Source organism: Pseudomonas sp. Fl4BN1 (assembly GCF_009908285.1).
Classification (GTDB): Bacteria; Pseudomonadota; Gammaproteobacteria; order Pseudomonadales; family Pseudomonadaceae; genus Aquipseudomonas.
Genome location: NZ_JAAARM010000045.1, coordinates 1 through 18,824 on the forward strand (window position 1 = coordinate 1; position 18,824 = coordinate 18,824).

Below are 18,824 nucleotides of genomic sequence, written 5' to 3' on the forward strand. Positions count from 1 at the left end.
AGCGCTCGATCTCGGTCACGGCACCCTGGCCGAGGTTGAGGTTATGAACGCTGACTTTGCCGAGTGCCATGCTGTGCCTCGTTAGCGGGGAGAATTGAGGATTTGTTGCAGCACCTGGTTCACCAGCGCGCTGGTGTCCCGTTCGCTGCTGACGCCCAGGAACTGGCGCTTGGGCAGGGTGATTTCCCAGCTCTGTGCGCCGGTGCTCTCGGCCTTTTCATCGGAAAGAATGCGGATCAGCAGGCCTGCCTGGGCGTACCCGACGTGTTCCTGTATCCAGGCCACGGGCGGCCGGGACAGGCGCTTTTTGCCCGCCTGGCGGACCTTGAAGCCCAACCGGCGCAGGCGCTTGGCCTGCTTGTCGGTCGCGGCCAGGCCATCCGGGACTTTGTTCCACCGGCGCATCTGCGCGGCGGTGCGGCGCTCCGATGCGCCGTTGTGCTGCTGGGCGGCCACCCAACTGGTCAGGCCGTTGCGCCACCCGAGGGTGGCCTCGTCCGGGCTGACCCGGGTCACCTGCAGCAGCTTGCCCAGGCCGGCCTCCATCTTCTTTTTGCCCTTCTCGGGGTTACGCCGAGGGGCAAACGGGGAGCCGTCCAGGTTCTGCTGCTCGCGGATGCGCTTGCGGGACATGGTCCGCACGCGCTTGGAGACGTTGTTCAGCAGCCGCCGGCGAAGCTGCGGCGGCAGACTCAGCAAGGCCAATTGCTCGCGCACGCCCAGGTAACCCCGGGCGTCCAGCTCAAAGGTGCTACGCGCCATGGCTGCGGACCTCGCCCTGTTCTGCAGTCCACAGCTCAAAGTCCACCAGGCCCCACTTCTTGCCGAAGGCGTCGATAGAGCCGTTGGGGTCTTCGGCCAGGTGCTGGGGCTCGATGAACTCCAGGGTCAGCTCGACGTCGGCCAGGTCGCTATCCAGTTGCTCGATCACGAACGCCGGCGCCGGTAGGTCGTCGCGGTCTGGGTCGTGGGTTTCCAGCCAACTGCCTACCAGGGCCATCAGCAGCGCCGGGTTTTCGGCGAACCGATCCAGCACCAGGACAGCGCGATAGCGCATGTCACCCATGTGCAGCCCCTTGGCGCCGTTCTTCCAGAACAGGTCCAGATTTACCTGCTCGGCGAAGCTATCGACCTGCTCCGGCGCCACCAGCTGGCGATCGATCAGGAATGTGGTCAAGGCGCGCAGCTTGTTCATAGCAAGGCCGCCGTGATGCGGCCACGGCCCTGCAGGGCGCGCACGGCCTGCTGGCTGAAAGCGAGGAAGGTTTCAGCCCGCTCCGGGGCTTCCTTGCCGGTGTTCTCGGCGCTTTCGCGGCGGGTCACCGTGGCGAACTGGGGCAGTGCCTGGGCCTTGGCGCGGTTGTACACGGCGCGTTTGTAGAGCTTGGCCTTGAAGGCGCGCTCAGGCAGTAGCAGAGGGTCCGCGGCTTCCACGTTGGTGATGCCAGCGCCTTGCCAGCGGGCCTTGCACTTGGCCAGGTCGTCGTTCACCTCGACCATGGCCATGGTCAGGGTTTCGGTCAGCAGCTCCACCAGGTACTCCGCCGGCAGGCGCTGTTCCTTCTGGAACTCGGCCAGCGAGAGATCTGGCCAGAAGCCGTCGTTCTCGATCGTCAGGTCCACAAAGGTGGTGGGTTTCCCGGAAAAGCTCATTGCTGGCCGCTCAAATAGGGCGGGAAACACCGTTTCAACGGGGCGGGCCATAAATGGCTGACTCGTCTCACGGGTTCCCGCTGGGGGGGTAGTCGTTGGTTACTGGGCGCCGGTGGCGGCCTCTTGCTTGCGCAGGGCCTTGCGGCAGTTCTCGATCCGGGTGTCCACACCGACCTTGGAATACAGCTGCTGGGCTCGCTCCAGGTGCTGCAGCGCGGTGGCCCACTCCTTGGCCTCCTGGGCGCGGATGCCGATCAACTTGTGGAACTTGGCCGGGATCTGCTCCGTCAGCTGCCATTCGCCATCCACGCGGGGCAGCAGATCGGAGAGATAGGGCTCAGGACTGCGGTTGGCCTTGTACTCGTCATAGGCCCATTCACAGACCGCGTCCGCGACAAAGGTCTGGATGTCCCGGCGCTTGAAGCGCTCGGGCATCTGCTGGCCCTGGGCGATCGCGATATCTGCCAGCTCCAGGCCGTCCTCGAACTGGGCGGTATCGAACAGCCAGACGATCACCTGGACCAGCACGCGGTTGGCAAAGACCTGGTCGGACTCGATGTAGCGCTGGACGTACTCCTGGTACTTGGGCAGCAGCTCGCGGCGCTTCAGATCCTGGCGGGTGGCCAGGCCCTGAATCGCGCTCAGGCGCTCCAGGTCCTGGTCCAGGGCAGCCTCCATCAGCGCCAGGTGCTTGCGGGCGTTCGCTGGGCTGCTCAGCGCCTCGGTCGGTGAATAGGGCAAGGCAGCGGCGGCTGCAGTGTTCACCACTGCCGCCACGCCTTCGGCCAGGATGCGCCGCTTGTGCTCCAGGGCCAGGCTCACTTCACAAGCTCCACAGAGTCCGATTCCAGACCGGCGAACTTGCCGAGCTGTTCGATCACATAGCCTTCATTGCGGCCGTTGTAGTCCTCGACGCGGGAGCGCTTCGGGTTCTCCAACAAGTGGCGGCGCCAGCTGGTGTCCTGGAAGTAAATAGACAGGTTGTCCCAGGAGGTGACCACGATGCCCTTGGTGGGAAAGAACGGAATGAGGAAAGACGGCAGGCCGCCATAGGTGGCGATCACCTGGGCATCTTCAATGCGTTCTTTCTCGGTCGGGGTCTGGCCCTGGGCCGCGTACAGCTTGCCCTTGTCGTGGGCCAGCAGGTCCGAACCGATGATGGCCACCAGGTCGCCCTCGTCGCGATACACCGGATCGATCATCTGCTTGACGTCATGCACCGCCGCGTCGAGGTTGGCGTAATCGCCGCCCTTGCCCAGCATGATTTTCTTGGCAGGGTCGCCGGTGGAAAGCATCTGTTCCGGGATCTGCTCGCGGGCGATCTGCAGCCAGCCTTTGTTCACGTCCTGGAGCATCGGGTACTTGGCCAGATCCGTCTGCTGGGCTGCGGTGAGGCCGTGCCACCCGGTAAGGATTCGGTCCAGTGCGATCCGTTTCTGGACCGCCGCCAGGTAGCGCTGTGCAAAGTCGGGGAACTTCGACCAGGCGTCGATGGTGGCGAACTTCAAGGCAACGTCTGTTTCCGTGTGGAACAGCTCGTACATGTTGTTCTTGAGGTCCAGCAGGCTGCGTGGCTCGCGGTCTTTTTTGTCGGTGTCGGTGCGGCTGGTGGCCGGCCCGTTCAGGCCCAGCAGTACTTTTTCGCCCTTGATTTCACTGACGGGCACGACGTTGATGCGGCCGAGGAAGTCCACGCGCTCGGTGATCTGGTCGTTCAGTTCCTGGGCATGGGTTGGCTCCACGGCAAAGGTGCGCGCGGTGTCGCCGATGTTGTAGGCCTCGGCCAGGTCTTCCTGGAGCTGCAGGTACTCCGCTGCAGCGCGTTGAGATAGGGCGCCCATTAGCGCAGGCCCTTGCTACGTTGCTTGCCAGTGGCGCCAGTGGTGCGTGGCACCTGGCGGCGATTGGCAGGGGTGTTGAACATCTTGGTCATGGTCTGCTCCAGCTCGGCCATGCGAGTGCTCAGCTCCTTGATGTTCTTGCCGCCGTTCTTCTTGAACTCGCCGCGTTCCTCGTCGGCCTGGTCCACCACGTCCTGGACGGCGGTGCCCACAGCATCGACCTGTTCCTGGGTGTCGCTGGTGTCCACGTCTTCCACGACGGGCTCCAGCACCGCCTGCAGGCCGGCCAGCAGAATCACGAATTGTTCATACAGCGCCTTGAGCGCCTTGGCAGTTGCTTCATCCATCGGTTTGTTCTCGTCAGGTGAGGGAGTGTCGGGGTTGGTGATGTCGGCGAAGCGCTTGCACAGGCCGCCCAGGGCGGAGAAGAAGCGGCGGATCTCGCCATGTTGCTGGCCGCCTTCGCGCAGCGAGCCCAGGGCCACGGCGCTGCCGTAGTAGGAGGTACGGGCATAGCGGTGTCCTTTGTCGGCCTTCCGGGAGAAATACAGCTCTTGGGTGCCCAGGCTGGCCGGCGAGTCGGTGACGGCCAGGCCGGTGAGGTAGTAGCGACCGGTGTTGGCAAAGTTCGGCGTGATCTCCACGCTGGTGAACAGCTTTTCGCCCTGGTCGTTCAACTGCAGCAACTTGTCGTTGGGTTTGAGCTGCGCTTCCAGGGCCACCTGGCCAGGCTCCAGTTCGGGGTCGTCTTCTACGAGACGCACGGCATAGACAGTGCCGTGGGAGCCCGGCCAACGTTCGTGTTCGCTCCAGATCACCGCCGTGTAAACCGACAGCTTGTAGCTGTCCGCGCAGTCGCGCAGTTCCTGAACTGTGATCTCGCGGTTATCAGCGGTCGGGCCGCTGACAGCTACGCGCTTCCAGAACGAAACAAGGGATCGGGGCATGGGTGAAGCGCTCGGTGGTGGTCGTTGAGCGCCACCTTAGGCAGCCGATCGCCTCCGGCCAATCGCTTTACTTTCGGCCTTCTCCTATTTCGTGAAGATAGGAGGAAAACGGTTTTTTAGCGTGCGTTTCGCCGATGATCGCCGCATAGACTGCGGCCCCATGTACTACTCGACCGAAGTTAAAGAAGCCGCCAAACGCCTGTTTCTACGCCGCTGCAAGGCAAAGGAAATTCAGGCACAGCTCAACCTGCCCAATATCCGGATCGTCTATTACTGGATCCGCCAGGGCGGGTGGGAAGACATGCTGTCGGATGAAGAACCGCTGACCGCCGTCAGCCGGCGAATCACCCTGCTCCTGGAGAAGGCCACCAGCCTGACCAAGGACGACCTCAACGAGCTGGACCGGCTGACCACCATCCGGGAACGCCTGCAGAAACAAGCAGCGAGGCCTTCACCGGCGCCCCCTCTCGGCGACAACCAGGACGAGCCCCAGGAACCCCGTCAACGATCGCGTGGCGACCGTTCCGGCCGTGGGGAGGGTGGCGGCAAGAAGCGGGAGAAAAAGGCCAAGAACGACGTGAGCGACCTCACGGAAGTGGACTTCCTGGATAAGTTCATCTCCAAGATGTACGGCTACCAGAAAGAGTTGTTCGCGGCCAAACAGAATCCGCTGACGATGCGGATCCGGAACGTCCTCAAAAGCCGCCAGGTAGGCCTGACCTACTACTTCGCCGGCGAGGCATTCATGGATGCGGTTCTGTCCGGGGATAACCAAGTCTTTCTGTCTGCCAGCCGCGCCCAGTCTGAGATATTCCGTAGCTACATCATCGCCTTTGCTCAAGAGTGGTTCGGCCTGGAACTGACCGGCAACCCGATAGTGCTGAGCAAAAACGGCAAGCCTTGGGCCGAGCTGCGCTTTCTCAGCACGAACGGAGCGACCGCCCAGGGCTATCACGGCCATGTGTATGTCGATGAATATTTCTGGATCCGTGATTTCGAGAAGCTGAACAACACCGCCAGCGCCATGGGCACCCACTTCAAATGGCGCAAAACCTATTTCTCGACGCCCAGCGCGGTGTCGCATCAGGCTTATCCGTTCTGGACCGGAGAGAAATTCCGCAACGGCAAGCACAAGGACGCCAAGAAACCATGGCCCAGTGACGACCAGATCGCAGCGGGCGCGCTATGCCCAGATGGGCATTGGCGCAAGATCATCACGATCTTGGATGCGCTCGCCGGCGGCTGCGATTTATTCAACCTGGAGCAGTTGCAGCTGGAGTATGACGAGGACAGATTCCAGCAGCTGTTCATGTGCAAATTCATCGACAGCACGCAGAGCGCGTTTTCCCTCAAAGACCTGGAGCGCTGCTATTCCGACATGACGCTGTGGGACGACTACGATCCCGAAGCGGACCGCCCCTATGGCAGCAGCCCGGTATGGATCGGCTACGACCCAAGCCGCACCCGCGACGACGCCACTTGCGTGGTCATCGCACCACCGCTGGAGCCCGGGGCCAAGTTCCGGATCCTGGAGAAGCACAGCTGGCGGGGCCAGTCCTTCAAGTACCAGGCCGAGCAGGTCAAGAAACTCACCGAGCGCTTCAACGTGCAGCACATCGGCATCGACACCACCGGCATCGGCTACGGCGTGTTTGACCTGGTGCGCGACTTCTACCCCCGGGCCGTCTCGATCCACTACAGCCTGGAGACGAAAAACCTCCTGGTGCTCAAGGCCCAGGACACGATCCAGGGCAGCCGCATCGAATGGGACGCCGGTTGGACTGACATTGCCCAGGCCTTCCTCACGATCAAGCGCGGCACCACTGGCAGCGGTCAGGTGACCTACAGCGCGTCTCGCACCGACGCCACCGGGCACGCCGACGTTGCCTGGGCGGTCATGCACGCGCTCTACAACGAACCTTTGAACACCAACAGGCGGCGCCGTAGCCGCTATCTAACGAGCGGAACACATGGCCAGACCACGCAAAAAGAACCAGCCCACTCAACAACGAACCCAACAGCCCACGCGCATGTTCACGTTCGGGGAGCCGGAACAGGTACTGACCGCCAATATCGGGGAATACCTGGGCGTGTTCCCCACCGACGACGGGCGACTGTACAAGCCGCCGGTGTCGCGAGCCGGCCTGGCCAAGCTGCTGCGGGCCAACGCGCACCACGGCGCTATTCCGAAGTTCAAGCGAAACCTGTTGCTGCGTGAGTTCATCCCGTCAGCGGGCTGCAGCACACACACCATGGGATGCGCTGCCCTGGATTACATGGTGTTCGGGGAGGCGTACTTCCTGGTCCACTTCAACTTCGCGGACCAGGCCCTGGAGCTTGAGCACTTGCCCGCCATAAACATGCGGGTACGGGTAGACGGCGGCTTTGTGATGCTGCTGCCGAACGGACATCAGGAGGAGTTCGACCAGGACGAGATTATCCAGATCAAAGATTACGACGTAGAACAGAACATTTACGGGATTCCGGACTACTTGGGCGGCCTGCAGGCGCTGCTGCTCAATGAAGCCGCGACCTTGTTCCGCCGGCGCTACTACAGCAATGGCGCCCATGCCGGTTACATCTTCTACACCAACGACCCGAACCTGTCGGAGGAAGACGAGGACGATCTACGCGCACAGATCAGCGCAAGCAAAGGCGTGGGCAACTTCCGCTCAATGTTCGTGAACATCCCAGGTGGCCAGGAGAACGCAATCAAGATTATCCCGGTCGGCGACTTTCAGGCCCGGGACGAACTGGAGAAGGTCAAGAACATCACCAGGAACGACATCATCGCCGCCTGGCGGATGAACCCGGCGCTGGCGGGGATTATTCCGGAAAACAGCGGCGGTTTCGGGGATATAGAGAAGATCGACAGGGTTTATACCAGCAACGAGATCAGGCCGATCTGTCAGCTGTTCGACCAGGTGAATGAGCGACTGCGCGAAGATCGCCGGATTGCTTGGCGAGAGCCCACGGTGTCTGGAGAAAATCCTTGATCTAGCGGGCGTAACTCACTGAAGACACGAGATGTTGTGTCAAAATAGTGCCTTAAACGGAACCCTGGGGGAGGGGAGAGAATGCGGGTGTACTGCAAGGAATGTCAGAGCAAGGGGCGGATTGTGTCGCGCGAGGATCTGTCGAAGGAGTTTGCGAAACTCTACTGCCAGTGCACCAATGCAACCACCTGCGGGCATACCTGGGTGGCCAATCTCACCTTTTCCCATACGCTGAGCCCGTCAGCGCAGGCGGTGGACCGCCTGCTATTCGATCGCTTACGAGAAATGCCCCGCGCTCAGCAACGGGAGTTGTTCGAGCAACTTGCGGTATTTCCCTCTGTGTAATCGCAAATTTTTTTCACTACGGCATTTAGTTGTGCTCGGGTGTTAATTCCGAGTTGGGTAAGTCCTTTCTTTGCCTCTTCGGAAAACTCAACGTCGGACATCGCTATTTCCAAGACTAGTGCAACGGAGTCTCTGCTTTCCTGTAGCTCTTCCCGAAACTCTCTGAATTCTACCGCTCTCATACGCTATTAAAACTCCATGTTTGGCACGTCTCGATTGGGTGAAGTTTAGATAGTGGCTTTTTGGCGAGTCAAGTAATTTTTATGAACTTGAAAAACTTCAAAAATCATGTGGAATATTTTTTTGAGGGGCTTCTAGCACAACGGGAACTGCGAGGAGAGAGCCTAAGGGACGCGGTACTACCGTAGTACCGCCGGTCGTGAAGAAATAACGGATTAGTGGAATGCAGGAATCTCTACTTTCATGCATGCGCGCGTATGTACATTTGTACCAATGTACTTTTATGTTGTTATGCCGTTATGTTTTTGTGATTAAGAAAATATGCGCTTTGGTGTGGTTGTATTATGCCGAGGTGTTCAGCAGTATTTGCTGGCTTTGTGGCTGTTCGTGGTTTCGATATGTTGATTGCATTTCAAGGTTGAACTGAATGTTTGATGGTCAGCGTTGTATAGTTTTGCAATGGTTTTTGTAGCGTCCTGCAGACCAGGATGACTCTGGTACTTCTGCATGATTTATCGGATTCATGCGTAGACATTGCTCTGTTTTTTAATTAGACGGCTACAAAAAAGGGCGCCGAAGCGCCCAAAGTGGTGATTGATCAGTCCAGAATTTTAGCGGCTAAATTGCTCGATGCTTTCCAGGCCAATGAGCGATACAACCCCGTAACAGCGATGGCCGTCCAGGTTCTCAAACTCCCCGACTACCAGGCCGGCAGGAAGACGGATCTGTACCAAGCCGTTCCCGGTGTCGTGAATGAGTAGCCCCGTAGCCTGGACGAGCGTGTAACCCGACGGGAGCCCCATCTGCTGCCGTGCAAGATCGTACTGTGTGTCGTTGATCGCAATGATCTGGCCGTCGATCAGCATTTCCGTGCCTCCAACGCTGGCCATTCAGTGATGAACCTCACGGGGTTCGTCCCGCCGAGGTTGAACATGCTGACTACAAACGGGGTAGCAGCCTGTAGTAGGTCAGCCCGGCCGTAATCGACTCCTGGAACACCTCCTGCCTCAAGCAAAGCGTCTTCAACATTTGCCATGAGAATGACCAGTAAATCGGGCACCCTGTCGTCAGCAAACTGACGAGGCGGATAAACCAAACGCATAGGTTGGTTCGTGGTTGAATCACCCGCTGGATGAATAAACAAAGGTGCCCCATCCGGAAGGGTTCGGCCAAGTGAGTTCAGGACAGCCCGGACAGGCTCAGCATGTTCCGGGTTGTGGTGGACGCGCCCCATGATCTGAAAGCGCCTGTAAAGAGGGTCAGAAGACATAACGTGGTTCTCCCTGTATGTGGGTCGGGATGATCGGTTTGGCCAGCAGATCGGCCACCACGGCCGCGTCCCGGTCCGATAAATCCCCCAGGCGTGAGGCCTTGTTTGTCAGGCTTGCCAGGTGTTGCCGGGCATCGGGGCTCTTGTGCACCAGATAGCTGATCAGTGCGGCGCCGATCATGGCGGTGGCCAGCATCCGTCGTGTCGGTTTGAACGTGCTTTCAGCGTGCTGGGCGGGGGCTGTGGTAGCCTTGAGTTCGCTGCTGCTTGGGTGCTGTGCTTGCATTGTGCTGTTCCTCTTGTGGTGGTTGGTGTCGGGGAGCTGCAACTCCTCGACACCGTCTCTTTTCACGCCTGCTGCAACTGGCTGGCGGTGAAGACCGGGCGCTGTTCACAGCGCACTTCAAACAATCCCAAGTCGTGACCGTCCACGTCCTGCAGGTGCACGACGGTGATGAAGGTCGGGGCTTCCTCGGGGTGGTCCTGCCAGTGAGCCACGGCGGCCAACTCCGCCAGATCCTCGGGTGTACACATATCGACGTAGTTCGACGGCAACGAAAGCTGACCCACCAACGCGTTGGCGCTGTAGCGAATAATCATTTCTCCCCCTATGCCTGGCGCACCAGGTGCAGCACAAAGTCGGATGGAATGCCGGAGTGCAGGCCCTGGGCTTTCAGCTCCATGACGGCCTTGATCTGAAACTGTGTGCAGTCGTCAGCCAGGAAGTGTTTGGCTCCGGCCATGGCCTTATCGCGGACCAGGTTCACAAAGTAGGGAGTAGTGCAGCTCGCCCCGACGTAGATTTCAGCGGGTAAGCCCTGGTGTTTCAGCTCTTCCTGAATGGCACGGAGACGCGTTGTTTTGCCGGTAGCCATCCCGCCGGTTATGACTTGAACTTGCATGGTGTTACCTCTCTCTGGTGGTGACGCGGAGTTCCCGCGCAAATAAAAACGTGTAGTCCCTTCTTGCGTCCGGAACATCCGGAACATCTGAAAGATGGTTTGCTGGAGCCCTTGATTTACGGGGCCTTCAGCAAACTAAAAATGTTCCGGTACTACCAGAACATGCCGGAACATGGTTTCTACCGAAAATGGCTACAGGCCACGTGGGATAAGGGCTGTAGCCATGTTCCGGTGAAAGGTCCCAGCCGGAACATTGCCGGAACATGCCGGAACGGATTTTGTTCCGGTGTGTTCCAGTGTGTTCCGGCACTACCGGAACATTTTTTATTGCTTAACCATCTGTATTTATTGATTTTTTTATTATCAATTTAGAAATGTTCCGGATGTTCCGGACAGAACTCGGGACTTCGCACAAAAGCCATGGCCTCCTAAGAAAACCCCTCTGGCCATAGCTGCCCCACACTTTTCAGCCCCCCTCACGCTTGCTGAAAAACCACAAGTTCAGCGACCGCTTTTCTATGCGAGAGCGTGCTTTGCGTATCTCAATGAATTTGTGCGTGGTACTGCTGGATAAGGCGCGACGTAGCAGGGCATCTGGAATGATTTCTTGGCCGGCCAGCTTGCAGCGTTGCTGGAAGTGCTCGATGTTGATGCCAATCAGTTCTTTGTCGATGCTGTGATTCAAAGTCTCGCGTACCTCCTCGCGGTCACCGTCTCTGTCGCTGATCGCCACCACGTCCTCATTCAGGTAGTGGTAGATCTGCCAGAACTTCGCGGCCGTGGGGTCCTCGGACTTGCATCGTTGCTGGCGATCGATGGCCCGTGCCTCAATGTGTTTGGCCAGGTTGTCGGTGTCCCGATCAGTCCAGTCCGGGAAGAAAGCCTGCGTGGCGTAGGCAGCGGCCATGACCTGGGCATGGGACTGGTAGATCCTCATTTCCTTGATTGCAGGATTCGCCATCAACTGACGCTCATACCGGGGGAAAGCTTCGAAGTAGCGTTCCAACCACAGCTTTTCATTGGTCAGGCAGTGACGGAGGTAGCCACCCAGCTCCTTTGCTTTCATGGCCCTGAGGCGGTCGGCCAAGGGCTTGAGAGTCAAGCTGTGGCCGTCCTTGGTGCAATGGAAGTGGACGATGCGGGATAGGGTGGCTTCGTCGCCCGTCACGCTCGCGTTTTGCGAGATCGCCAGCGCACCGCGCCATATGTCCACCCGTTTCTCGTTGCCTCCAGTCTTTACGCCGGTCACACGCAGTTGGGCGTGATAGTCGAACATGGGTTTCACGTCGTCCCAGGTGAATTGCACTGTCACGGTGCGGCCCTGGGCGTCCGTATAGGTCCGGTCAGACTCGATCAGCACCATGGGTAGATTGCTCACCTCGGCGAAAGCTCGGAGCAAACCCACCGCGCTTGCACCTGAGCCGCTGGGCTTGGTGCCTTCCATGTTCTCGCGGCCCAGCAATCGCCACAGGAAGCGCAATAGGGAAGACTTGCCAGCACCAGGTTCGCCGGTCAGCTCCAGGAAGCCGAACGATGCTTGCTCGCTGGCGATCTGCTGGACGAACAGGGAAGCCGTCCACCAGGACAATGCGCCCAGGCCGTTCATGCCGTTCACTGCCAGGAAGTCAGGGAACCAGGACGGATCGAAGTCCTCGCCCCGTTCGAACTTGATGGTGGATAGCGCCGTCTTGATGCCCTGGCCTTTTACCTCGATAAAGCCATGGCTGTTCACCGGCAGCTCGCGGCCGCCCTGGAACCCAAACTCAGGAAAACAGTAGGTACCGGTGTCCTCGTCGTAGCCCAGGAAAGGCAGGCTGCGAACGGTGCGTACAGGTCGTCGCACGTCGTTGAGCCACTTCGCCTTGAGAATGGCCAGTTCGCGCGCACCACCTTCGAAGTTTCCGCCTGGTGTGAAGTCGAGCATGCCCTTGATGAAGCCGCGGGGATCTGCGATCGCTCCGGACGACAAGGCGGCCTGGCAGTTCCTGCTCCGATCCGGAAACGCAAAGCTGAAGTGGTAGCGTTGCTCGCCGGTGATGCTGTCCTTTTCCAGGTAGTCCAGATCTGGAATGCAGTTGGATACTTGGTCAATGCGTGACGTGCTGTAGAAAATCTCTCGATTGCCCTCCAACTTGTCATCGCCCAACGCTTTAGTCAGCTCGGCCTGGTTGACGCGAACAGAGAACAGCTGGTTGCGAAACTCCACCAAGTAGAACCCGGAAGGGCGACGGAGGTAGACCAGGTACGCAAGTTTCCGGGCGCTATCTGCAGTGAATAGGCGCCCGCGATAACAGGCGTCATCCATGAAACTCTCGTCCAGCTTGCCGTCGCGGTGCACGTCGTCCCAATCCTGCTCGCCGGCCAGGGCAACCCAACCAATCTCGCGCATTTCCCGGAGCTGGCGCAGGTATTTGGGAATGTACTTATGGCCAGCGGCGTCATCGTCCAGGCCAATGACCCAGGTGACCAGCTTGCCTTTATTGGCCTCGACGACTTCCCAAGGGAAGTTGACGCAGCTGATCGAGGCAATGGCCTTAAAGCCGGCAAGGTACAGAGCGATAGCGTGGAAGATGCCCTCCACCACATACACCCGATCGCTTTTCTCGATGGTCATACCAGGCGGAGTCCAGCCTTTGCCCTGGTAGTCGGTGCCGTATTTGACATGGGCTTTCTTGCCTTCGTGCAGCTCCACAGCCTTGGCGTCGATCAGGCGTTCCCAATAGCCGTTGCACAGGGCGAACCGCACCGTGTCGGCCCAGGTGCCATTGGGCAGTTGGCGGCGGCCTTGCTCATACCAGCTAGACAACTTGCTGATATCAAAGCCGCGGTTGCGCTGAAGGTATGCATCGGCCGTAGCGTTAGGGTTCTCCAGAGTCCTGGGAAAACGCTCGCTAAGGTTTTCAAATAGGTAGCTGTAGCGCTCGCGGGTCTTCTCGGTGAAACGGCATTCGTTCTCCCGATTGCACATCAGCACCCATGGTTTCTTGACGCTGATGAACAGCCGGCGCTCGCCACAGTTGGGGCAAATACCTTTCTGCATGGACTTTTCGCTGATGCTTTTGAAGTCCAGCTCCAGGTCATTTTTCAGGGCGTCGACAACCTCATTGCGATAGATGCTGTCGAAATCGGGCCGGTTGCGTTTTGTCTCGTTGACCACTTAAACCTCGCCCGCTGGTTTGCTGCACTTGCCGCCGCGTGTGCGCTCGGCTTGTTCGGCAGCCTCCATGGCGATATGCACCATGTTGATAAGCACAGCGGATTTGGACCCTTCGGTCTTCGGGCGAATGATGTAGCGACCCAGCTCGATCTCGCGCCGGATGGCGGAATCTGACTGTCCTGAGCGCTTGGCGTATTCGCCTACAGTGACGTAGGGCGTGTCGATGGTGATCTGCATTCTGCTAACCTCTGTCGGTATATTGGGGATCAAAGTTCCAAGAATGGAACCATGATGGTTCCAAGATTGGAACCTGTCAAGAGGGGTGCACATTGGATTTGCCGGCAAAAATGAAAGCCATACGAGCTAAGGAAGGCCTCACTCAGAGTGAGTTCTGCGAAATACTGGAAATCAGCATCAGCAGTTGGAAGAAGTACGACGCTGGCATAACTGAGATGGGGCTTGCACCGTTCCTCAAGGTCGCAAACCACCCGCGTTTCAAGAAATACGCTCTATGGCTGGTGACTGGCGATGTTGCGCCGGAGTCAGGCCAGGTCAGCCCGGTTTAATCATGTCGATTAAGAAAACGGCGGACGGTGAATGGTTGGTGGACTGCCGGCCAGAGGGGCGAAACGGGCCGCGCATTCGGAAGAAGTTCCGAAGCAAAAATGAAGCGCTCTATTACCAGAATCGCGTCATGGGCGATGGTGCGCGGGGGGAGTTCGAGAAGAAACCCAAGATCGACCCGCGCAGGCTGACGGATTTGATCGATCGTTGGTACTCGCTCCACGGCAAGACGTTGAAAAGTGGGCAGCAGCGCCGGGATCTGCTGGATCTGATGGCCGAGCGCATGGGCAACCCCATGGCCTCGCAGTTCAGCGCATCCCACTTTGCGCAATACCGTGCTGAGCGTGCCGAGGGCAAGCATTCCAGGTACACCAAGAAGGGGCAGCCAGGCAGACCCATAAGCGCAAACATGCTTAACCATGAACTGGCTTACATGCGGGCCGTGTTCAACGAGCTGAAGCGTTTAGGGGAATGGGACGGGGACAACCCGTTGGGCAACGTCCGCGGGCTTCGGTTTGATGAAACTGAGATGGCGTATCTGCTTCTTGAACAGATCGGGTCGTTCCTAGAGTGCGTGCAAGCCCTGGACAGCGACACGCTGTTGATCGCGGAGGTGTGTTTGTCCACGGGGGCCCGTTGGGGCGAGGCAGAGGGGCTACAGCCGCGCCAGGTGCGCCAGCAGCGCATCCAGTACCACAAGACGAAGTCGAGCAAGAATCGCACTGTGCCAATCACCAAGGCGCTGGAGCAGCGTCTGTTGAAGGCCCTACCGTTCAAGCCTTGCTATGACATATTCCGGCGGGCTGTCGAAATTGCGAAGCTGGATCTACCAGCTGGGCAGTTGACCCACGTTTTGCGTCATACCTTCGCCAGCCACTACATGATGAATGGCGGCGACATCATCACCCTTCAAAAAGTACTTGGTCACGCAACCCTGGCCATGACTCAGAAGTACGCACATTTCAGTCCTGGTCACATGGCCGAAGTGGTCAATCTCAACCCTTTGGCGTTTCGAGGTGGACACTCGGTGGACACTATCACCGCTTTGGAAGCAGTTGAGACGGCCTAAACCCAGATGCCAGAAACGCGAAAGCCGCGCAGTGCGCGGCTTTGGAGTTGGTGGGCCCACACGGACTTGAACCGTGGACCAAAGGATTATGAGTCCTCTGCTCTAACCAACTGAGCTATAGGCCCTCAGTAGGCGGCGGATTATAACGATGGTTTCTCGGCTGTGCTATCCGAAAAATCGGAAACCCGGATCTGCAGGAACGTCGCACAGAACTCCTCGGCATCCAGGGGCAGGCTGACAAGGTAGCCCTGGATCTGTTCGCAGCCTTCCATAGCGAGGAAGGTCTGCTGGTCCTGGTTTTCCACGCCTTCGGCAATGACCGTGAATTGCATGCTGCGCCCCAGGGCGATGATGGCGCGGACAATTGCCACGTCGTGGGGGTCGTCCGGCAGGCCGCGGACAAACGATTGGTCGATCTTGAGAAAGTCCAGTGGCAGGCGCTTGAGATAGCTCAAGGATGAATACCCGGTGCCGAAGTCATCGATGGCCAGTTGCACTCCCAGATGCTTGAGTTGATGCAGCACCTCCAGGGCTTCTTCGGCTTGGCTCATGATGAAGTTCTCGGTGATTTCCAACTGCAGCATTCCAGGCGGCAACTCATAGTTACGCAGCAGTTGTTCGATGCGTCCCAGCAGATTGGGTTGGCGCAACTGCGCACCGGCGAGGTTCACCGACAGTGGGCCGAAGCTTTCGTAGTCCTGGCGCCAGGCGCTGAGTTGCTGGCAGGCCTGCTCCAGCACCCAGTCACCGATCAGCAGGATCATGCCGTTCTCTTCGGCCAGGGGAATGAAGTGCTCTGGAGGTACATCGCCGAAGTTGGGGTGACGCCAGCGGATCAGGGCCTCGGCGCCTACCAGTTCATGGGTGCTGAGACTGATCTTGGGTTGGAAATACAGGAACAGTTCATTGCGTTCGATGGCTCGTCGTAACTCATGCTCCAGGGCCACTCGCTCGCTGGCCTGGGCCGTGAGGTCGCGGGTGTAGTGCTCGACCCGGTTGCGTCCCTTGGCCTTGGAGCGGTACATGGCGGCGTCGGCATTCTTGATCAGGGTGGCGACGTCGCCACCGTCCTCGGGGTACAGGCTGGTGCCGATACTGGCGCTGATGAAGAACTCATGTTCGCCCGCCTGGAATGGTGCGCTAAAGCAGTTCAGCAGCTTGCTGGCGATAGCGTCCGCGTCGCTGGCCTGGTGCAGGCCCGGGAGCAGGATGATGAACTCGTCCCCACCCAGGCGAGCCACGGTATCGATATCCCGCAGTTGCTCCTTGAGGCGCACGGCAATGCCTTTGAGCAGTAGGTCGCCCACCGGGTGGCCGAGGCTATCGTTGATGTGCTTGAAACGATCCAGGTCGAGGAACAGCACGGCACCTTGGCCGCCGCTGTCCTGTTGGCTGTTGAGCGCTGTCAGCAAGCGGCTTTCGAACAGCGTGCGATTGGGCAGGCCGGTCAGTGGATCGTGGTGAGCCTGGTAATCGAGTCGGGCCTGGGCGTGCTTGAGGCTGGAAATGTCGGCAAATACCGCGACGAAATGGGTGATCCCCCGATCCTTGTTGCGCACCGCATTGATGGTCAGCCAGTTGGGGTAGAGCTCGCCGGTCTTGCGGCGGTTGGTGATTTCACCCTGCCAGTGGCCTTCAAGGGTCAACTGGTGCCACATCGCCGCGTAGAAGGCGCTGTCATGCAGGCCGGAGGCTAGCAGGCGCGGGGTGTGACCAAGGCTTTCACTTTCGCTGTAGCCGGTGATTTCGCTGAAGGCGCGATTGACCGCGCTGATGCGCTGCTGGGTATCGGTGATCATCACGCCCTCGGCGGTGCTTTCAAACACCGTGGCGGCCTGCTGCAGTTTTTCCTGCATCAGGTGACGGTCAGTGATGTCCCGGGCAATGGTCAGCATGCAGTCATCGTCGCCAATGGGTAGCGGCCGGCTGGACAGTTCGCAAAGGCGGATCTGACCATCGTTACGGCGGATATGGCAGCTGAAGTCACGGACGAAACCATCGCGCAGCAACAGGTCGAGCATCTGTTTGCGTTCGTTGAGATTGACCCAGATTCCCAGGTCAAGGGTTGAGCGATCCAGTGACATGGCGCTGTTGAAACCGGTGATACGGCTGAAGCCATCGTTGACCTCGATCAGCAGTCCATCCCGCTGCCGGGTCAGCAACAGGCCGTCCGGTGAGGCATGGAATGCCTTGGCGAACTTCTCCTCGGAGGTCTGCAACTGCTGCTGGGTTTCCTTGAGTTGGCTGATGTCGCGCACCACCACCACCAGCGCCGGGGTGGTGTCGAGGTCGAAGGGTTCGGCGGAGATCAGGCCGGTGAAGAGCTGGCCGTTGTGACGGCGGAATGGCATTTCCAGGTTGCGGATGCTGCCGGCCTGCAAACGCTGCAAGAGACTCGGGCCGACACCGTGGATGCCCCAGATGTTCAACTCGGTGGCGGTCTGGCCTATCACTGTCTTGGCGCTCAGGCCGATCTGCTCCTCGAAGGCCTTGTTGACCTCCAGCAGGCAGCCGTCGGACAAGCGTGCAATGACCAGGATGTCCGGGCATTGCCGGAACACTGAAGCGAACTTCTGCTCGGACAGGCGCAGCGCTTCTTCGGTGTGCTTGGCCTCGCTGATGTCGATCATCAGGCCACGCATCACCGGCTCGTGGCCGTGTTCGATCAGGCTGACGATGTCACGCACCCAGAGGCAACGCCCGTCGGCGGTGATCACCCGATAGTCGAGGCTGTGATCACGCCCGGCTTGCACTTCGTGGTCACAGAACGCCTGGGCGCGGGTCAGGTCGGCGGGGTGAATGATGTTGCGCCAGAACCCGGGGATCAGCCAATGGGACAAGGGATAGCCCAGCAGGGCTTCGGCGTGGGGCGAGACATAGCTGTAGGTGAAATCGCTGATACAGGCTTCCCAGGCGATGGCAGAGAGGCTTTCTACCAGGCCGCGGTAATGGTATTCGCTGCTACGCAGTTCTTGCTCCAGCGCGACTCTGCGGGAAATTTCCGAGCTCAGGCGGCGGTTGATACGGATCACCACCGCCAGCACGGTGACCAGCAGCAGCAAGCCCGGCAGACCGTAAAGCAGTACATCGGACCAGAAGGTTCGATGGTCGAGCACGCTGCCTACCCAATGCTGCTGAATCGCGCTGATTTCATCAGGGCTGAGGTCCGCAAGGACCTTGTCGAGAATACTTACCAGAATCTTGTTGGCCTGGGGCACGCCCATCGCCAGTTGGTAGCGATAGGGGGTTTCGCCGCTGACGTAGAGGCCATCGAGCTTGAGCTGGCGCAGGCTCCAGACACTGGAAGCCAGGTCGCCGACCACGGCGTCCACCTCGTCGGTGGCCAGGGCTTGCAGTGCCGAGCTGACATTGGGCAGGGCCACCAGGTTCAGGTCCGGGTGATGGGTCCGTAGTAGCTCGTGGGGGGCGTAGTTTTCCACCACGGCCACTTTCAGGCCGTACAAGTCCTGGAGGTTATGGGGTTGCGCACCGCCCTCGTGAGCGAGAATCACGATGGGAAAGTCCAGATAGGGACGAGTGAAGGCCATGTAGCTCTGGCGCTCCGGGGTCGACATGATTCCCGGCAGCAGGTCCAGTTTGCCTTGCTTGGCGTCCTCGAGCACGGCGGTCCAACTGGCGGGCTCGACGGGCTTGAGGGTGATTGACAGGCGTTCCTGGATCAGATGGATGTAGTCCGCTGCCAAGCCCTGATAGCGGCCTTCCTCGTCCCGATACTCGAAAGGTGGCCACGAAGCATCAACACCCAGGCGCAGTTCCGGGTGAGTCTTGAGCCAGCTACGTTCTTCGTCGGTGAGAGTCAGTGCGCCAGCCGTTGCGGTCCAGGTAAGCAGCGCCAGCAGGAGCATGGCCGACAGTCTGGGCATAACCGTCTCGTTATGG

18 protein-coding genes and 1 tRNA gene are annotated in these 18,824 nt (G+C 59.2%); 5 read left to right on the forward strand and 14 right to left on the reverse strand.

Annotated elements, in window-relative coordinates; genetic code table 11:
* Nucleotides 1–81 precede the first annotated feature (81 nt).
* The 6 genes from GV818_RS30040 to GV818_RS30065 form a co-directional block, all read right to left on the reverse strand.
* Complete coding sequence (locus tag GV818_RS30040) at nt 82–762, reverse strand: phage virion morphogenesis protein (protein ID WP_161778311.1); 681 nt, start codon at nt 760–762, stop codon at nt 82–84.
* A complete protein-coding gene (locus GV818_RS30045) occupies nt 752–1,195 on the reverse strand; it encodes a phage tail protein (protein WP_065365545.1) in 444 nt (147 codons plus the stop codon). The genes GV818_RS30040 and GV818_RS30045 overlap by 11 nt, the downstream gene beginning before the upstream one ends.
* Nucleotides 1,192–1,653, reverse strand: coding sequence for a head completion/stabilization protein (locus GV818_RS30050; protein ID WP_161778312.1), 462 nt, complete (start codon nt 1,651–1,653; stop codon nt 1,192–1,194). The genes GV818_RS30045 and GV818_RS30050 overlap by 4 nt, the downstream gene beginning before the upstream one ends.
* A 99-nt stretch (nt 1,654–1,752) precedes the next feature.
* Nucleotides 1,753–2,475: a phage terminase small subunit gene (gene gpM, locus GV818_RS30055; RefSeq protein WP_161778313.1), complete on the reverse strand. Its 723-nt coding sequence runs from the start codon at nt 2,473–2,475 to the stop codon at nt 1,753–1,755.
* Nucleotides 2,472–3,494 (reverse strand): phage major capsid protein, P2 family, encoded by a 1,023-nt coding sequence (locus GV818_RS30060; RefSeq protein WP_161778314.1) that lies wholly within the window; start codon nt 3,492–3,494, stop codon nt 2,472–2,474. Before GV818_RS30060 ends, gpM begins: the two co-directional genes overlap by 4 nt.
* A complete protein-coding gene (locus tag GV818_RS30065; protein WP_161778315.1) occupies nt 3,494–4,441 on the reverse strand; it encodes a GPO family capsid scaffolding protein in 948 nt (315 codons plus the stop codon). The genes GV818_RS30060 and GV818_RS30065 overlap by 1 nt, the downstream gene beginning before the upstream one ends.
* 160 nt (nt 4,442–4,601) lie before the next feature.
* Between GV818_RS30065 and GV818_RS30070 the strand changes: the two genes are divergently transcribed.
* The 3 genes from GV818_RS30070 (at nt 4,602) to GV818_RS30080 (ending at nt 7,782) form a co-directional block, all read left to right on the forward strand.
* Nucleotides 4,602–6,659 carry a terminase large subunit domain-containing protein gene (locus tag GV818_RS30070; protein ID WP_161778316.1) on the forward strand — a complete coding sequence of 686 codons (2,058 nt, stop codon included), beginning with the start codon at nt 4,602–4,604 and terminating at the stop codon, nt 6,657–6,659.
* Nucleotides 6,571–7,437: a phage portal protein gene (locus tag GV818_RS34680; protein WP_372242137.1), complete on the forward strand. Its 867-nt coding sequence runs from the start codon at nt 6,571–6,573 to the stop codon at nt 7,435–7,437. The genes GV818_RS30070 and GV818_RS34680 overlap by 89 nt, the downstream gene beginning before the upstream one ends.
* An 81-nt stretch (nt 7,438–7,518) precedes the next feature.
* Complete coding sequence (locus tag GV818_RS30080; protein WP_041984720.1) at nt 7,519–7,782, forward strand: ogr/Delta-like zinc finger family protein; 264 nt, start codon at nt 7,519–7,521, stop codon at nt 7,780–7,782.
* A gap of 791 nt (nt 7,783–8,573) precedes the next feature.
* Here GV818_RS30080 and GV818_RS30085 read toward each other — a convergent pair.
* From GV818_RS30085 to GV818_RS30110, 6 genes are all read right to left on the reverse strand, one after another.
* Nucleotides 8,574–8,828 (reverse strand): hypothetical protein, encoded by a 255-nt coding sequence (locus GV818_RS30085; protein WP_161778318.1) that lies wholly within the window; start codon nt 8,826–8,828, stop codon nt 8,574–8,576.
* A gap of 393 nt (nt 8,829–9,221) precedes the next feature.
* A complete protein-coding gene (locus GV818_RS30090; RefSeq protein WP_161778319.1) occupies nt 9,222–9,518 on the reverse strand; it encodes a hypothetical protein in 297 nt (98 codons plus the stop codon).
* A 62-nt stretch (nt 9,519–9,580) separates the two neighbouring features.
* Nucleotides 9,581–9,832: a hypothetical protein gene (locus tag GV818_RS30095; protein ID WP_161778320.1), complete on the reverse strand. Its 252-nt coding sequence runs from the start codon at nt 9,830–9,832 to the stop codon at nt 9,581–9,583.
* 8 nt (nt 9,833–9,840) lie between these two features.
* On the reverse strand, nt 9,841–10,134 hold the full coding sequence (locus GV818_RS30100) for a hypothetical protein (protein WP_161778321.1): 294 nt from the start codon (nt 10,132–10,134) through the stop codon (nt 9,841–9,843).
* Nucleotides 10,135–10,600: 466 nt separating this feature from the next.
* The gene (locus GV818_RS30105; protein ID WP_161778322.1) at nt 10,601–13,174 is read right to left on the reverse strand and encodes a bifunctional DNA primase/helicase; all 2,574 of its coding nucleotides are present in this window, start codon (nt 13,172–13,174) and stop codon (nt 10,601–10,603) included.
* A gap of 117 nt (nt 13,175–13,291) precedes the next feature.
* On the reverse strand, nt 13,292–13,528 hold the full coding sequence (locus tag GV818_RS30110) for a hypothetical protein (RefSeq protein ID WP_161778323.1): 237 nt from the start codon (nt 13,526–13,528) through the stop codon (nt 13,292–13,294).
* A 92-nt stretch (nt 13,529–13,620) separates the two neighbouring features.
* Here GV818_RS30110 and GV818_RS30115 point away from each other — a divergent pair, with 92 nt between their 5' ends.
* Both GV818_RS30115 and GV818_RS30120 read left to right on the forward strand, forming a co-directional pair.
* Nucleotides 13,621–13,857 (forward strand): helix-turn-helix domain-containing protein, encoded by a 237-nt coding sequence (locus GV818_RS30115; protein ID WP_161778324.1) that lies wholly within the window; start codon nt 13,621–13,623, stop codon nt 13,855–13,857.
* Nucleotides 13,858–13,859: 2 nt separating this feature from the next.
* Entirely contained in the window at nt 13,860–14,924 is a 1,065-nt protein-coding gene (locus GV818_RS30120) for a phage integrase (RefSeq protein WP_161778325.1), read from the forward strand.
* 48 nt (nt 14,925–14,972) lie between these two features.
* Here GV818_RS30120 and GV818_RS30125 read toward each other — a convergent pair.
* Nucleotides 14,973–15,049, reverse strand: a tRNA-Ile gene (locus GV818_RS30125).
* Between the two features lie 15 nt (nt 15,050–15,064).
* Nucleotides 15,065–18,808 (reverse strand): bifunctional diguanylate cyclase/phosphodiesterase, encoded by a 3,744-nt coding sequence (locus GV818_RS30130; RefSeq protein ID WP_161778326.1) that lies wholly within the window; start codon nt 18,806–18,808, stop codon nt 15,065–15,067.
* Nucleotides 18,809–18,824 lie beyond the last annotated feature (16 nt).

What these genes read in the sequence shown, in the direction of transcription:
- GV818_RS30040 (WP_161778311.1), bottom strand. Translation starts at nt 762, where the DNA reads ATGGCGCGTAGCACCTTTGAGCTGGACGCCCGGGGTTACCTGGGCGTG.
- GV818_RS30045 (WP_065365545.1), bottom strand. Translation starts at nt 1,195, where the DNA reads ATGAACAAGCTGCGCGCCTTGACCACATTCCTGATCGATCGCCAGCTG.
- GV818_RS30050 (WP_161778312.1), bottom strand. Translation starts at nt 1,653, where the DNA reads ATGAGCTTTTCCGGGAAACCCACCACCTTTGTGGACCTGACGATCGAG.
- GV818_RS30060 (WP_161778314.1), bottom strand. Translation starts at nt 3,494, where the DNA reads ATGGGCGCCCTATCTCAACGCGCTGCAGCGGAGTACCTGCAGCTCCAG.
- GV818_RS30065 (WP_161778315.1), bottom strand. Translation starts at nt 4,441, where the DNA reads ATGCCCCGATCCCTTGTTTCGTTCTGGAAGCGCGTAGCTGTCAGCGGC.
- GV818_RS30070 (WP_161778316.1), top strand. Translation starts at nt 4,602, where the DNA reads ATGTACTACTCGACCGAAGTTAAAGAAGCCGCCAAACGCCTGTTTCTA.
- GV818_RS30080 (WP_041984720.1), top strand. Translation starts at nt 7,519, where the DNA reads ATGCGGGTGTACTGCAAGGAATGTCAGAGCAAGGGGCGGATTGTGTCG.
- GV818_RS30085 (WP_161778318.1), bottom strand. Translation starts at nt 8,828, where the DNA reads ATGCTGATCGACGGCCAGATCATTGCGATCAACGACACACAGTACGAT.
- GV818_RS30090 (WP_161778319.1), bottom strand. Translation starts at nt 9,518, where the DNA reads ATGCAAGCACAGCACCCAAGCAGCAGCGAACTCAAGGCTACCACAGCC.
- GV818_RS30095 (WP_161778320.1), bottom strand. Translation starts at nt 9,832, where the DNA reads ATGATTATTCGCTACAGCGCCAACGCGTTGGTGGGTCAGCTTTCGTTG.
- GV818_RS30100 (WP_161778321.1), bottom strand. Translation starts at nt 10,134, where the DNA reads ATGCAAGTTCAAGTCATAACCGGCGGGATGGCTACCGGCAAAACAACG.
- GV818_RS30105 (WP_161778322.1), bottom strand. Translation starts at nt 13,174, where the DNA reads ATGCAGAAAGGTATTTGCCCCAACTGTGGCGAGCGCCGGCTGTTCATC.
- GV818_RS30110 (WP_161778323.1), bottom strand. Translation starts at nt 13,528, where the DNA reads ATGCAGATCACCATCGACACGCCCTACGTCACTGTAGGCGAATACGCC.
- GV818_RS30120 (WP_161778325.1), top strand. Translation starts at nt 13,860, where the DNA reads ATGTCGATTAAGAAAACGGCGGACGGTGAATGGTTGGTGGACTGCCGG.
- GV818_RS30130 (WP_161778326.1), bottom strand. Translation starts at nt 18,808, where the DNA reads ATGCCCAGACTGTCGGCCATGCTCCTGCTGGCGCTGCTTACCTGGACC.